This is a genomic window from Pseudomonas sp. Ps21-P2 (genome assembly GCF_039672565.1).
Classification (GTDB): Bacteria; Pseudomonadota; Gammaproteobacteria; order Pseudomonadales; family Pseudomonadaceae; genus Aquipseudomonas.
In genome coordinates this window covers 1-13,919 of sequence record NZ_JBDFPL010000020.1, presented here as the reverse complement: position 1 = coordinate 13,919, position 13,919 = coordinate 1, and the positions used below count along the sequence as shown (strand labels likewise).

The following is a 13,919-nucleotide window of genomic DNA, read 5'->3' as shown; positions in this document are numbered from 1 at the left end:
TATAGCTGTCGCCGAGGCGGTCGAAGCGGAATACATCATTACCGGCGCCGCCGTCCATACCGTCGTATCCGGCACTGGAGACCATCACATCGTTGCCCCCCCCGCTGACTAGCTGGTCGTTGCCGCCCCCACCCATTAGCAGTTCATTGGCCAGCCCACCACGTATGTAGTCATTGCCAGGAGTACCCTGCACGATGAGTTCGATCGCGTTCTTGCTGACCTGGCTACTGGCACTTGTGACCTGTAAATCCGTATAGCTGGTGACTTCCTTGATGCCGGAAATTTGGGTCATACCTGTTCCTTATCTGCGGTTGGTCCACAGCACGTGTGGTGTAACGCTATTAACGCCGTTTCGTTGCGGGCAATGGGCCGGTATCGACGAAGCGGCGATAAGAAGCGGGTCAATACACATCGTTACGCGGTAGCCTTTAGGTGTTTGACATTCGATGCCAATGGCCGCTTTGGGTCGATAGCGGCCCCCCAAAGACCTTGGGTTTTGTCAGATTTCGGTACTAGATGCCGTCAACGTAACGCCTCTTAATTCGTATCGGGAAGGCTTGCCAGCTGATCGAGCAGTTGGGCACCTACAGCGTCGAATCGCAGACGCGCTTTATCCCAGAAGCCGCATGACAGCTCGTACTCGTACAGTGGCACGATCGGCAGTCGATGGATCTGCCAAAGGTGCCAGAGCAATCCCTGGCCCACCCCCTGACGCTGATGCACAACCTTGATCTTGTTGATGTACATTCGGATACAACGATGACGGTTCGACGATATTGCTTGCTACCTGGCCGCACTGATACCGCTGTAATTGACCCTTGTTCTAAATTTATGTTTTTCATTGCCGATGGCTTCCGTACAGAACGCAGAAAGTTTCTGCGTTTGCCCTTCGGAGTTGCACCGTGAACCTACGTTCTTTAAATATTGCGCCCCGTGCCGCCTTGTGTTTCGGTTTAATCACGCTGCTGGTCATTGCCCTCGGCGGCTTCGCATACGTGCAGCTAGGGAAGCTGCGTGGCACCGAGCAGGACATCGAAAAGAACTGGCTGATCAGCGTGCAGACCGCCGACGACATCCAGATCGCCCTGCTCGGCGCGCGCCTAGAGAGCATCCGTCTTCTGGCGACTTCGAATCCCCAAGAGCAAGCGACCGCCGTGCAGCACCTGGAAGACGCTAAGCGCATGCTCAACGAGCGCACCGACTTCTACCGCAATAACCTCATTTCCGACCCAGAAGAAGGGGCCAAATTCGAGGCCGCAGCGGCGCTGATGAAGACCTATCTTGATGGACTGCAACGCGTCGTCGATCTTGACGCTACCCAGCATGAGCAGGCCGTGACATTCGCCAACACTGAACAACGCGACCGTGCCGCAGCGTACCAGGTCAAACTCAATGAGTTGCGCCAGCACAATACCGACGGCGCTGCAGCAGCAGGCGTGACCGCCACTGAGGTGTATGCCCACAGCATCACCATCGTCGATAGTGTGGTACTCGCCGCGCTGGTGCTGACGCTGGTGCTCGCCACCCTGCTGACTCGCAGCATTGTCCAGCCTATGAGCGCCTCGCTGAAAATGGCCGAGGAAATCGCCGACGGCGACCTGCGTCTTATCCTGGAGGTTAAGGGTAATGACGAATCTGCGCGGTTGATGCGCGCGCTAAACACCATGCAAGGCAACCTGCGAAGCACCATAGAGCAGATCTCCGATGCTTCCGCACAGCTCAGTTCCGCCGCAGTAGAGATGACTTCCATCACCGAGAGCGCCAGCCTCACCCTGCAGCAGCAGAACAGTGAGATCGAGCAGGCCGCCACGGCGGTAAACCAGATGAGCGCCGCCGTCGATGAGGTCGCGCTTAACGCTAACTCCACCTCCGAAGCGGCCAAGGACTCCACACGCGCTGCCGCCACCGGTAACCAGAAAGTCGGCGAAACCCTACATGCCATGCGCAGCCTAACGGACCGCGTGGAAATGACCTCTGAACAGGTGCAGGGCCTCGCTGGTCAGGCGCAGGACATCAGCAAGGTGCTGAGCGTGATCCGTGCCATTGCAGAACAGACCAACCTGCTGGCCTTGAACGCCGCGATCGAAGCGGCCCGCGCTGGTGAGCAAGGCCGAGGCTTCGCCGTGGTGGCTGATGAGGTTCGGGCACTGGCTCATCGCACACAAACCTCAACTCTGGAAATCGAACAGATGATTTCAAGTATCCAAGCAGGCACGTCACTGGTTGTGGATTCGATGAGCAGCAGCACCATCGAGGCACACAACACGCAGCGCACTGCCGACGAAGCCGGGATGTCACTGAAAGTCATCGCCGACTCGGTGCAACTGATCAATGACCGCAATCAGCAGATCGCCACTGCCGCGGAAGAGCAGGCTCATGTAGCTCGCGAAGTAGACCGCGCGCTCGTGAGCATTCGCAACTTGGCGCTGCAGAGCAGCGAAGGCACGCAGCAAACCCTGGCCGCCAGCAATGAGCTTTCGCAGTTAGCGGTGAACTTGAATCAGATGGTAGCGCGCTTCAAGACCTGAAATTAGCGTTTAATCTACTATGGAAAATTGACCGATCAACGATCGGAACTTCATTCCTAGAGGCGCTGACAATGTGGTCGCTTTTCGAGTTAGCTCCGATCTTTCGCCAAGGCCAGAGGCTCCAAAGAAACCCAAGTTGACGATCGTCCGGCAGTCGCCGAGCATGAAAGAATGTGCGTGCTGGGCTTATAGACAGGGAAGTATCGAATCGCGAAATGCCACGCCTCAATCGGCCTCAAGCATCGTCACAGACGGCTGCGGGTCGAAAGCAGTGATCCACGGCCGACCGCTATCGATCCAAAGCGTCGCTCAGCCCTTCGGCATCTTGCTGCGTCTTGACTGCGTGTAACGGATGAAAAGTTAAATAGGCCCCCGGACTTTCCCACCGTCCGGGGGCCTTTTTCATGCCTTTCGGACACCGATTTACGGTAAACGGGAAACCGATTTAGGCTAAGTCGGTTTCGGGTGCAAGCCTGCCCCCCATCAGCAAAGGACAAAGGATGAACACAGATCTGTATGAAGTCAGTCTCTCTGGTGACCACCCTGGTTATCAGAGCGTGAGTCTGCGGTGCCGCCCAGGCTACGATAACCATGTGGTTGTCATGGTTGATGTACAAAAGTTGATTCACTATTCGGATCAGCACGAACACCAAAGCTTTGTCGTCTCACCTGTAGAGGAATGGGACCAAGATAAACGCCAAGGCATCTTTGAATTTCTGGCACCACCTAGTCCGAAGGAGCGGCACGTCGAAATGCCGATCGTTTCTTTCAACGAGGTTAAAGAAGAGTCCGAACAGCCTATCTTGAAAATATTGGGTCGTAGGTCTGAGCGCGTGTCGCGCTGGGTCGGCTACACCAATGGTCGTCATCGCACGCGCTATCTTCACTTCGCGGGTGCGCAAGAAATGCCGGTCATGTGTCACAAGGACCAGGTGGCACTTCTTGAGCAATATTGCGGCGTTTAGCTGCTGCTTAGCGCATACGTAATCATTTTCCGTGAACACCGCGCCGGGCCTGCCTGTAAGCTATTCAGGAGGCCTGCTGGCTACTCTCTCCAGATTCATCGCGATTCCCGCGGCATCCTGACAGAGAGCCCGTATGACTCCCCGCCATGCCACTTCGCTACGCCCTGGGCAATTCAAACACCTTATTCGCGTTGCATCCGTCACTGGCGGTCTGGCGACGACTATAACGGGGCGAAAGCGTGGGTCGCTGTTGACCCCGATCAGGACTAGGAAAAGCCATGGGCATTATCAAGATCGAGCAGGACAACCCCAAAACCGTGATGCGCATTCGTGACAGGATTTCCGCCGTCAGCGATGCGCCCAGCGATCTTTTGGTGAGTTACTACCATGCTTTGGCCCTAGGCTGGATTATGGCCTTGGGCCTAGAAAACGTGATCAGCCCAAGCATGAGAAACACCTTGGAGACCGAGCTGAAACAGACACATCAGGCTAGGCAGACTCAGGTCCAGCCGATCAGGCCGAGTATCTAGGAAAAGGGTGGCGGCGCAGTAACAGTAGCCTCCCTGTTTTTCTGAATGAATACCTTACGTGGCATGTCTCATGCGCTGACGGCTCCATTCCGGCGCCGGCATTGCCAGGACTCCCCACATGACTTCACCTCTTAACGTCGTCGCGATCATGAAAGCCAAGCCAGGCAAGGAAGCGCAACTGAAAAACCTACTGCAATCCGCCCTGCCGCAATTCCAGCACGAGCCTGGGTGCCAGGCCTATGCGCTGTTGACGGATCTCGAAGACCCCACCCGCTTTGTTTCCTACGAAAGCTGGGACGATGAAGCGGCATTGCAAGCGCACATGAAGGCCCCGACCCTGACAAACGCTATGCCGGTTCTGGAAAATATCCTAGCCGAGCCCATGCAGCAGATTCGCCTTAATCAATTGCCGGGCAGCACCGTCTAGGCCGTGGTATGCCATGTACGCGGGATTGACATCCGATCAAAGGGACTGAGTCATGAAACATATTTTCTTCACTTCGTTGTTTGCTTTTAGCCTGACCGCTACAGCTGCACAGCAAAGCCTCAATCTTCCAAGCTGCGACATCCAAAACCAACAAGAAATAGCCGGCGAGACCGGCGGGCAGATCAGCGATCCAGGACAAGCACATATCTCAGTAAGAGCGAATGTTCTAAATGCCGATATCAGTACCTCAAGAAAAGGCCGTCGTATTACCGAGGTTGAAGCACAGCGCATGGTGAAACGTGTAGAGAACGTCCGGAATGAAACTAATCGGTTCGTCGAGCAGCAGGGTTTCTTGAGCGCGGCAGAGAAAGCTAGCTTTGACCGTGAGTTCGATGCCATTGCGATGCAGCTGTGTAAGTAAGAAAAATGAGCAACGCCCAATTCCCGGCACGAGTGGGGCTGTGGCCGTAGAGGAATACGGCGACGCCGCGGCCAAGATTGACGCTGCATTGGCGACCCTGCGCGCAAAACGCACCTGACACAGGAAAGCACCAGGTTCACCCCAATCCCAGCCATCGAGCTGGGCCGAGGCAGTAGGATAGGGAGCACTCGCTTCCAAAGATCGAGAAGGGAATTCGAATGCAGATCGTGAAAACCAAAGGGCACCTAATCTATAGCGCTAATCATGGAGCACCCAGCCACGCATGCCTCGGGAGTTGTCGGAAGGTTTGGTGGCCGGACGACGTCCCATCGAACTTGGCAGTTCTGGCGAATCCAGCCTGTCCGCAGTGTGGCGGGCCGCTCACGATGGATATCCCATCAGGGCATTACAGTGTGATTTCTGGTAATGCAGGGGTGCTGAAAAAAAAAGGCACAACGATCACAAATGCTGGCCTCAACCTCGGCAATTGATCAGTAAGGAAAATTAGTTTGGCAAAGAAAGTCATCGTGAAAAGCGGCACGGTTTATAACACCCTCGGCGTTGCTAAAGCTTACTTCGATGCTTTACGGGAGAGGACGGCCATCGAGGGCAAGCTCTCAGATCCTGATCGATCTGACGTGCTCGACATCTACCACCGTTATTGCCAACTCGACAGCTGGGGTGGAGAGGTGAAAGACACAGTTGATGTGGTTGCTGTCTGGGACAATAGGGCACGTGGGCCAGGTCAATACGCTCAAACGAAGGCCTTCGCAGTGGTTTCCGAGTCTGGCGAATGCTCCATTTTTAGCATCGGTCAAGCGTTGGCCAAAATAGCGGTCTGATCATCAGACCGAGAATCACGGAAAAATCCGCTGTGCACCACAGGCCTTTGGCAGTACCGGGGCGCGTCTTTCGCGTCCGAGAGTTCAAGGGGAAGATCGCTTCCAGAATGTTGCCGATGTGCAAAAAGAGATCACAGGTAGGTCATGGATGAAAGCAGAACTCAGTGATGCCCCGGAACGAATTACCCGAAGAGGCCACAGGCGTGGCGTGCAAAGTCTTGTCGCGTGCCTAGCAATAGGCAGTGTTATTGGAGTAAGCGCTTTGCTGTGGTCAACCCGATCGGAGCCCCACCGAGGAGTCGCGTCGATGGAATCCAAAGCTCAGGAGTTGAACGCAGAAGTGGACAGGGGCTCTGTCATACGCTCGAGTCCAACATCGTTGGACACGGGTCCTAACCCCGGGCCTCGGCAAACCAGCTTCAATAATCAGAACTTTGTTCCCACGGGCGCTCACAACATTGTCACCTTTCATCACAGCCCCTCTATCCCTCCTCGGGCTGAGTCTCCGCAGAAGGTCAAGCTGACGATCGTCCGGCAAACTCCCAGCATGAAGGATCGGGCGTGCTGGCCTTTCAGGCAGGGGAGTATTGAGTCCCGCAACTGTCGGCTTTCAGTGGGCCTCAAGCATCGCGACTAAAGAAAAATCGTCCGGAGGACTCAACCAATGAGTGATATTGAAAACCGACCTGTTCCATCACCTGGAGCAAGCTGTTCAGGACTTGGACGCTGACTCAATTAGCCTGGCTCACAACATGTTCGACGCCTTGCTGGAGCAGCTTTACGAAATCGGGGCCTTCACCGAGCGCTTTGAAAGAGGGGGCTTTGGTCGTGATGAATCTGCGGGAGCGCAAGGCTCATGGCGTCGACGATCGGCATCTGATTTTCCCCCAAAAGGGCTGTACCGGCTACAACCCGGAAAGTTGAGGTAAAAGCAAAAATGCGGATTTTCTACTACTTTAAAAAACGTGCACTTCTAGCACGGGTTGCTGCCGAGCTAAAAGCCCAGTGCGATGACCAGGGCCTAGTCAACAAGGTGTGCTACAGCCTACCCGGTGTTCACATTACTGCCGAATTGGCGGAAGGCCGATTTCGGGTGAAGAACCGCCTGCGTGAATGCATGATCGTCACTTTTCTTCTTGCCGAAACCATGTGTGTGGTCGGTGTCCCGATCACTATCAAGGCAGCCTGTTTTGAGCTGCTCAATCAGCGCCGCGCAAGGATTCAGTCGCTGATTGACACCGGTGCTGGTAATGGTGAGCTCAATGAAACTGACATTGTTGACCTGGACCAGATCAGCGATGTTGGTATGCAACTTTTTTGGTCTGAACGCAGGGAGCATTTAGCGAGTTCGCTCATACAACTGTAGATAGGCCCGGGTAGAATTCGAGCTTGGCGAAAAAGATCGAGCACGTGTCCGTGAGCTTGAACGGTTTTTAGCCGCTGCTCAGCCGTCTGGCTCTAAAAAAGCTGCAGCGCAGGCGCGCTATGAACTTCAGGATCGAAGTGGCTTTGACGGCGAATGGTTTCGAATGGGATCAGAGTGGACTTACAAGACGAAGTCCGCCGCTCTGGCAGATCTCACGCGGACTACAGAGGGGAAGGACGATTCGCCATATCGAATACTGGACCGCAAAACCGGCAAGATCCTGACGGCGTGGGCGGAGCCCCGGGTTGATTTCACCCGCACCCCGCTTTGCCTTGCTGCCCGCCTATTAATGGTAACGTTACCTAAAACCTTAACTTTTCCGCGCTGCACACACAACTCAATACTTCACCCTGAACGTGGGTGAGTCCTCTGGCCGGTTCTGCCGGCGATCGTAGATCCGCGTCGTGCTGATATTGGCGTGGCCCAGCCAAGCCTGGACCTTGGCGATATCCGCCTCGTGCTCCAGGGCATATGCGAGCAGGCTGCGCTCGATAATTACATGATTTCTTTGCTGAAGAATTACTGCTAACACCATCGCGCGATTTTTTGAAAATCGTGAACCATTGTTTGATGGTTCGGCATAGAAAGTCTGAGGCAATCCGGCAGAACCTCGGAATAATCAAGCAGAGAATTCCAGAGTAAAGCGTGAGCCAGGAAGAGCATTTTCCCACTGAGGTTCACCTCCCAGCTGCCTGCTCAAGCGAGAGATGAGTTTCATGCCTAAGCTAGCGGGGTTCCTCTGCTGCCAATCCTCAGGTAACCCCGGGCCACGATCACGAACTTCCAATCGTAGACGATCGCCGTTGGACTTTATGCTGATGCTTACATCGCCTGGTTTCTGTGGAGAGGCGTATTTCACTGCATTGGTGACCAGCTCGTTCACCAGCAGGCCTAGAGGAATTGCGTCATCTGTGGGAATCATTACAGGAGGAGCTTCGTACGTCAGGATTTTGGTCGACGCAGAGCTGCTGAATTTCTCGCAAAGTTCCCTCAGGAAATCCTCCAGGTTCAGGCTTCGCACTTCGCCCGTTTGCCATAAACGGTCATGCAGTTGCGCAATGGTCAATACGCGTGTTTCTGCATCGCCGAGTGCTTGGCGAAGTTCTTCGGACGGTGAGCTGTTGCTCTGCACGCGCAGCAACCCCGCCACAATCGCCAAGCTGTTCTTGACCCTATGGCTGACCTCCTGCGTCTACACATGCTGGTATTCAAGGGCTTGCCGTAATTGCTCTTCGTTAGCCCGCATTGCGTCTTCATAGCTCTGACGTTGCAACGCAACGCCCAGGAGATTGGCAAAGGCTTGCATAAATGCCAGATCAGCGTCGGTGAATCGGCCATCGAGCGGGCTGTCCACTTCGAGTACGCCATAGGGCTCATCCGCGACTAGTAAAACCACGTTGATCGCTCGCTTCACGTTGTGGTCAGCTAGGATTCGTGGTGTGCGGAAACGCGCTTCTGCCTGCAGGTGGTTTGAAATGACCGCTCGTCTTGTCTGAAAAGCGAAACCCGCCGGGCTTTCCAGATCGGCTCCTGCGCGTGCATGACCTACGTATCCAGGTTTCCAGCCCACACCGGCGATCATTAGAAAGTCGCCCTCTTGCGGCTGAAACGCCATGACCTTGCAGAGCAGGGTGGACATGCCCTCTGCACACAGACGGGTAGCCTCCTGAAGCAACAGCCCTGCATCGTGGGTTTTCAAGGCGAGCAGTCCAAAATCTGCCGTCAGCTGCTGCTGACGGAGTCGGTAAGCCAACTCTTCGGCGTTGGCCGCTCCTTGCTCTGGGGGAGGGGCACAGCATTGTAATGATCAGCGGACATCAATGACCTCTATGACGGGGGTTCCCTTCGTTTCGACTGAGAGCCTTTGTCATGGCCGTCCAGATCCGTCCTGGGAGTTAGCAGTGAAGCCTTACGAATACGAGGGATTTTAAAGGGATGCGCTTGGGCCGTAAATCCAGGCAAATAGGTTTTACCCGAACCTTGGCGTCTAGAATGGGTCTGCTAGCAGATATTCGTTTACCCTATACGTTCTCGGCGCCTGTACTACACGGACGCACCGCTGCGCAGCCTTTGCTCGTAATGTCACCCTACCTCTTTGGATTGAGCCGGCATGCCCATACCCCCTGCTGATGAATTTGTTTCTTCCTCAAGGGGGAAGCTGACTTCTGACGTTCCACCCATGATCGGTGGGGGCCAAATGGGTGACCTGGTTCGAGGGACTGATTGGTCTCTAACCCCTTTGGGTGATTACAACCGCTGGCCAGCCTCTATGCGCACGGCACTGTCGCTGGTGTTGAACGCCAAAGGCATAGCTGCTTTATATTGGGGAGAACGGCAGTGGCTTCTGTACAACGATGCCTATGGTCTCGCGTTAGGGGATCGGCATCCTTCGGCTTTCGGACAGCCTATGCCTGACGTCCTAACGGACATTGGCCCCGTCCTTGGTCCTCAAGTTGCCCAAGTGCTGAGGACTGGTAAAGGGTTTGCCATCGAGAAGTTGTCCATGACCATGAACCGGCATGGCCATGATGAGGAGACCGTCTGGACCTACAGCTTTTCCCCCATACAGGGCGAGAGCGGTGGGTTTGCCGGCGTCCTGCTTCTTGCTACTGAAATGACTCAGCAGATCCTGGCCGATCGTGAGAGGGATAAAGCCGAAGGGGCTCGCGCGCAGGCAGTTGTCCAGCTGAAGGAGCTGAATGCTCGGCTCGAAGCAGAAGTTAATCGGCGCACCGAGGATCGAAACAGGCTGTGGTTACTGTCTTCCGATATCATGATTCGGTGCACATTTGAAGGGTTGATCACCGCTGTCAACCCCGCTTGGACTGGTTTGTTAGGTTGGCAGACGGATGAGTTGATTGGTCGGACCATTTTCGAGCTGATTCACCCCGAGGACCTGGACCATACAATCAAAGCAGTAAACATGTCGGCTAGTGGACATGCTTACAGTCGGTTCGACAATCGCTTCCGTCACAGGGACGGCAGTTACCGAAGGATTTCATGGTCAACCCAGCCGGATGACCAGCAAATTAACGCGGTAGGACGTGATTTCACGGCTGAATATGACGCCGCGCAGGCTCTGGCTAAAGCAGAAGAAGCATTGCGCCAATCTCAGAAAATCGAGGCCATTGGTCAGCTCACTGGCGGTGTAGCCCACGACTTTAACAACCTGTTAACAGTGATCAAATCCTCTACGGATATGCTCAAACGGCCGGACATTGCCGATGAGCGTCGGGCTCGGTATGTGTCCGTTATCTCGGACACCGTTGAGCGGGCGGCGAAAGTAACTTCACAGCTTTTGGCTTTTGCCAGGCGTCAAGCATTGAAGCCATCAGTGTTTGTCGCCTGCGACAGCGTAAAAGCCTTGGCTGGGATGATAAGTACCATGGTGGGGTCTCAAGTAGAGATCAGCCTTGCTCTGCCCGAGCAAAATCATTTTATCCGTGCCGACCCCAATCAGTTTGATACCGCATTGGTAAACATGGCTCTCAATGCTCGGGATGCCATGCAAGGCCAAGGGCGTCTCACGTTGCGAGTCCACGCTGCAAAGCAATTGCCTGCTGTGCGATCGCATCCTGCCATTGCTGGCGACTACGTTGCTGTTTCGCTTAGTGACACCGGCTCCGGTATCCCCCCAGAAAATCTGGAACAAATTTTTGAGCCCTTCTACACCACCAAGAGCGTAGGCAAAGGGACCGGGCTTGGACTGTCCCAGGTTTTTGGTTTCGCGAAACAATCGGGCGGCGAAATCGTAGTGACAAGTACGGTCGGCCAAGGCAGCACATTCACTCTTTATTTGCCTCGCGTAGTCCAGTCAGCTGAAAGCTCTAACGCTCCTGCTTCTGTTGCGCTCATTAACGGACATGGGACACGCGTATTGGTGGTTGAAGACAATGTTGATGTGGGCACCTTTACGGTCCAATCGCTCACGGACCTCGGTTATGCTCCCTTCCTGGCTCACGACGCCCAGGAGGCACTTGCCGAATTGGCAAAGGATGCCTACCAATTTGATATCGTGTTTTCTGACGTGGTCATGCCAGGCATGAGCGGTATCGAATTAAGGCAGGAAATTGAGCGCTTGTACTCAGACTTGCCGGTTGTGCTGGCTACCGGATACAGCCATGTACTTGCGCAGAATGGCGCCACAGGTTTTGAGCTTGTGCATAAGCCTTACTCGGTAGAGCAGCTATCGAGCGTACTTCAACAGGTGCTCAGCGCGACAAGGCAAGAAACGCAATGCCCATAATTTCGTTTTCATCGAAGGAAGAGCCCGTCAGTGGTAGCGTGGTGATTGTCGAAGACGATCCCTTGATGCATCGGTTGATCGTTGAAATCTTTACTGACCATGGTGCTGACTCCATTGGATTTTTCAGCGCTGACGAAGCCTTGATGCGCCTCCTGCAGTCCAAAATTCCCTGTGCATTGCTGATCACCGATTTTACTCTGCCAGGTCAGCTTGATGGCAAGGAACTCGCGATGATGGTGCATAAGCGCTGGCCAAGTACCGCGATTATAGTGACCACCGGCTACGGAACTGAGGTGAGCCGTGACCTGCCTGCCGGAGTCGCATTCCTGCAAAAGCCTTGGAGTTTGGATCAGCTGGTTCAAACAGCCAGGCATATGCTCAAAACGGCCACTAATCGCAGCTAGACATTTAGGGACTTACGTTAAATCCCGCTATGGATATTTAAGCACGGCAATGCGCAAGGTAATTTACTGCGCAGAACCGTTGAAGATTTAAGCGGTGTGGTGTTTTACCTCAAAGGTCTAGCGAGTGCAGAGCATGTGCTGCGGTGGTGTAACCGTCCACCTGTGAGCCTAAATGAATAGGAGAAGCCCGTGGTCTGCCGCCTGCTCAATTCCAGATATGATCCCCGACGTATGATTCGAGCGATAGGGCTGCCCCTGGAGTTGCAGGAGGGTCTACAGACATGTGTTGAACAGATCATGAGTGCGCAGAACATCATAGATCTGAGTCACGCTCATGGCCGTGCCCTAGGTCTGAGCACCGGCTTCGGGATGGTGAACGCTATTACCCGTACGCATTTCAACCTATTGGGTGAGATCTATCAGCGGGCCTTCGACGATCGCCTTGTAATGCTGAGCAACCGGCGCATTCCTTGACCATAGCCTGGTACCGGCCGGGAGATGCTCATTTGATGATGGCCTTTTCCCGCCCGTAACGAAGCAGCGTTCCGATGGGTTTGACATCATCTCGCGAAAGCCAACAGGCCAGTCAGCCCGACCCTCCAGCTTTCGCAGCTGACGATGTCAATTCAAGGTATGGTCACTGTGACCGTATGAGCAGTTTGAGCGGTGCCCGACGGCGCAAACTCCATTCATGGGCGTCTCAAGCTATTAGGCCTGAGACCATTGTACTTCGGCAATTCCATGCCGTTCAGCGAGGGATTTGCTGACAACCTGGACCTTGTCGCGACGGTATTTTGGGATCTGTGCAACCCCTGAGTCTACAGCAGCCCAGTGCCACGCCTCGGCATTGGTCATCGTCTCCGTGTTGACGTAAAAGCTCTTGTACGCGCCGTTATAGATGTAGTCGATTCGATAATGGGCAGATTGTGCCATGGGTTGTTCCTTATCCCGAAAGCTGCGGATTGCGCCTATTCCGAAAGTCGCACGCCACCGTAGTTCCAGCAGCCTGTTTCGGTGGAACAATGTCATCAAGCGCAGCTCGTCTCGACTCATACTCAGGAGCGTCCACCAGTCTCTTGAGATTGCCGCTCAGAGTGTGCCGCCTAGCGCCATGCCAAAGCCGGCACACTGCAATAGACGGAGTCCACACAAGCTTTGCGCATTACACATGGCGGGCAGTAGCCGGACGGTGAGTAATGGCAAATTATCAGATAAGCTTCCCGCCTTCCCCCTGAAGGATTTTCGACATGCCGACTGGAGCTGTTGACGAGCGTAATTTCCGTAAAATTTTGCGACGCAATGTCGCAGCGCCAGTGATGCTTGGCCTTTTTAGTATCTTGCTGTTCGTTTCCTTGATTGCCTATCTTCTCGATCAAATTGACTGGGTCGAGCACACGGATCGTGTGATCAACAATGCCCATGAAACGCAGAAACTCGCCGTGGACATGGAAAGTGGTGTTCGAGGGTATCTTCTTAGCGGTGATGAGCGTTACCTCGATACTTATGAGCTTGCCCGAGTCCGTGTTCCCGGGAATATTAAGGCGCTTCAGGCCTTGGTGTCGGACAATATTTCTCAAGTGGATCGCTTGCAGCGCATCGGAGCGCTGCAAGCGGCCTGGGCAGATCGGGCGCAGCGGATCATTGAAATACGGCGTAGCAACGGCGATGTCGAAAGTATTTTGCGAATGGGTAAAGGCAAGCAGCTCGGTGATGAGATGCGTTCGGAGTTCAGTGACCTGATCGCGATGGAGCAGGGGCTGAGAATATTGCGAACTGAATCGGTACATCGCACGACGTTCATTACGATCAGCACGTTCGTTTTATTCACCTTGGCCGCAAACCTTATTCTTGCCTATTTCGGTCGTAGAGAGCTCATACGGCTTTCCAATTCGTATACCACTATCGTGGACGCCCAAAATCAAAGCAAAACCAGATTGGAGCACGACGCTTGGCTCAAAGACGGACAGAGCCAGCTCGCCCAGCGTGTGCTAGGCGAGCTATCTGCGGATTCGGTTGGAAAAAATGTCCTGGAGTTTTTCGCCGAATACTTGGGCGCTGTGGTCGCTGCCGTTTATGTCCGGCAGCCGTTCGGCGATTTTGTACGCGTGGCGAACTTTGGGTTTTCACGCG

The 13,919-nt window shown here is 54.4% G+C and carries 14 protein-coding genes and 3 pseudogenes; 11 read left to right on the top strand and 6 right to left on the bottom strand.

The window, feature by feature from the left end; genetic code table 11:
• Positions 1-292: pseudogene (locus tag ABEH28_RS26930) on the bottom strand (calcium-binding protein); the annotation flags it as partial.
• A 245-nt stretch (positions 293-537) separates the two neighbouring features.
• Positions 538-747 carry a hypothetical protein gene (locus ABEH28_RS26925; protein ID WP_192133378.1) on the bottom strand — a complete coding sequence of 70 codons (210 nt, stop codon included), beginning with the start codon at positions 745-747 and terminating at the stop codon, positions 538-540.
• A 155-nt stretch (positions 748-902) separates the two neighbouring features.
• On the opposite strand from ABEH28_RS26925, the gene ABEH28_RS26920 reads away from it, so the two are divergent.
• The 8 genes from ABEH28_RS26920 (at position 903) to ABEH28_RS26885 (ending at position 7,079) form a co-directional block, all read left to right on the top strand.
• Positions 903-2,528, top strand: a complete 1,626-nt coding sequence (locus tag ABEH28_RS26920) for a methyl-accepting chemotaxis protein (protein ID WP_192174984.1) — start codon at positions 903-905, stop codon at positions 2,526-2,528.
• Between the two features lie 500 nt (positions 2,529-3,028).
• A complete protein-coding gene (locus ABEH28_RS26915) occupies positions 3,029-3,493 on the top strand; it encodes a hypothetical protein (protein WP_192174985.1) in 465 nt (154 codons plus the stop codon).
• A 278-nt stretch (positions 3,494-3,771) separates the two neighbouring features.
• Positions 3,772-4,023 (top strand): hypothetical protein, encoded by a 252-nt coding sequence (locus tag ABEH28_RS26910; RefSeq protein ID WP_192174986.1) that lies wholly within the window; start codon positions 3,772-3,774, stop codon positions 4,021-4,023.
• Between the two features lie 118 nt (positions 4,024-4,141).
• Positions 4,142-4,450 carry a putative quinol monooxygenase gene (locus ABEH28_RS26905; protein WP_060709020.1) on the top strand — a complete coding sequence of 103 codons (309 nt, stop codon included), beginning with the start codon at positions 4,142-4,144 and terminating at the stop codon, positions 4,448-4,450.
• Between the two features lie 52 nt (positions 4,451-4,502).
• Positions 4,503-4,871, top strand: coding sequence for a hypothetical protein (locus ABEH28_RS26900; protein WP_192174987.1), 369 nt, complete (start codon positions 4,503-4,505; stop codon positions 4,869-4,871).
• A 509-nt stretch (positions 4,872-5,380) separates the two neighbouring features.
• The gene (locus ABEH28_RS26895; RefSeq protein ID WP_192174988.1) at positions 5,381-5,713 is read left to right on the top strand and encodes a hypothetical protein; all 333 of its coding nucleotides are present in this window, start codon (positions 5,381-5,383) and stop codon (positions 5,711-5,713) included.
• 674 nt (positions 5,714-6,387) lie between these two features.
• A complete protein-coding gene (locus ABEH28_RS26890; RefSeq protein ID WP_244656077.1) occupies positions 6,388-6,642 on the top strand; it encodes a hypothetical protein in 255 nt (84 codons plus the stop codon).
• Positions 6,643-6,650: 8 nt separating this feature from the next.
• Positions 6,651-7,079 carry a hypothetical protein gene (locus ABEH28_RS26885; protein WP_192174989.1) on the top strand — a complete coding sequence of 143 codons (429 nt, stop codon included), beginning with the start codon at positions 6,651-6,653 and terminating at the stop codon, positions 7,077-7,079.
• A gap of 397 nt (positions 7,080-7,476) precedes the next feature.
• Here ABEH28_RS26885 and ABEH28_RS26880 read toward each other — a convergent pair.
• The 3 genes and pseudogenes from ABEH28_RS26880 to ABEH28_RS26870 all read right to left on the bottom strand — a co-directional run.
• Positions 7,477-7,608: pseudogene (locus ABEH28_RS26880) on the bottom strand (integrase); the annotation flags it as partial.
• A 150-nt stretch (positions 7,609-7,758) separates the two neighbouring features.
• Positions 7,759-8,313, bottom strand: a pseudogene (locus ABEH28_RS26875) (sensor histidine kinase); the annotation flags it as partial.
• An 18-nt stretch (positions 8,314-8,331) separates the two neighbouring features.
• Positions 8,332-8,838: a GAF domain-containing protein gene (locus tag ABEH28_RS26870; protein ID WP_197984230.1), complete on the bottom strand. Its 507-nt coding sequence runs from the start codon at positions 8,836-8,838 to the stop codon at positions 8,332-8,334.
• A 570-nt stretch (positions 8,839-9,408) separates the two neighbouring features.
• On the opposite strand from ABEH28_RS26870, the gene ABEH28_RS26865 reads away from it, so the two are divergent.
• On the top strand, positions 9,409-11,385 hold the full coding sequence (locus ABEH28_RS26865) for an ATP-binding protein (RefSeq protein WP_244656078.1): 1,977 nt from the start codon (positions 9,409-9,411) through the stop codon (positions 11,383-11,385).
• Positions 11,376-11,789 carry a response regulator gene (locus ABEH28_RS26860; RefSeq protein WP_192174990.1) on the top strand — a complete coding sequence of 138 codons (414 nt, stop codon included), beginning with the start codon at positions 11,376-11,378 and terminating at the stop codon, positions 11,787-11,789. The genes ABEH28_RS26865 and ABEH28_RS26860 overlap by 10 nt, the downstream gene beginning before the upstream one ends.
• 708 nt (positions 11,790-12,497) lie before the next feature.
• On the opposite strand, the gene ABEH28_RS26855 is transcribed toward ABEH28_RS26860, so the two are convergent.
• Complete coding sequence (locus ABEH28_RS26855; protein ID WP_192174991.1) at positions 12,498-12,722, bottom strand: DUF6555 family protein; 225 nt, start codon at positions 12,720-12,722, stop codon at positions 12,498-12,500.
• A gap of 314 nt (positions 12,723-13,036) precedes the next feature.
• Here ABEH28_RS26855 and ABEH28_RS26850 point away from each other — a divergent pair.
• Positions 13,037-13,919 (top strand): CHASE3 domain-containing protein (locus ABEH28_RS26850; RefSeq protein WP_346631543.1); only part of this gene is annotated, 883 nt, incomplete at its 3' end.

Coding starts and splice junctions, on each gene's coding strand:
- ABEH28_RS26865 (WP_244656078.1), top strand. CDS start 9,409: ATGCGCACGGCACTGTCGCTGGTGTTGAACGCCAAAGGCATAGCTGCT.
- ABEH28_RS26855 (WP_192174991.1), bottom strand. CDS start 12,722: ATGGCACAATCTGCCCATTATCGAATCGACTACATCTATAACGGCGCG.
- ABEH28_RS26885 (WP_192174989.1), top strand. CDS start 6,651: ATGCGGATTTTCTACTACTTTAAAAAACGTGCACTTCTAGCACGGGTT.
- ABEH28_RS26925 (WP_192133378.1), bottom strand. CDS start 747: ATGTACATCAACAAGATCAAGGTTGTGCATCAGCGTCAGGGGGTGGGC.
- ABEH28_RS26860 (WP_192174990.1), top strand. CDS start 11,376: ATGCCCATAATTTCGTTTTCATCGAAGGAAGAGCCCGTCAGTGGTAGC.
- ABEH28_RS26900 (WP_192174987.1), top strand. CDS start 4,503: ATGAAACATATTTTCTTCACTTCGTTGTTTGCTTTTAGCCTGACCGCT.
- ABEH28_RS26905 (WP_060709020.1), top strand. CDS start 4,142: ATGACTTCACCTCTTAACGTCGTCGCGATCATGAAAGCCAAGCCAGGC.
- ABEH28_RS26915 (WP_192174985.1), top strand. CDS start 3,029: ATGAACACAGATCTGTATGAAGTCAGTCTCTCTGGTGACCACCCTGGT.
- ABEH28_RS26910 (WP_192174986.1), top strand. CDS start 3,772: ATGGGCATTATCAAGATCGAGCAGGACAACCCCAAAACCGTGATGCGC.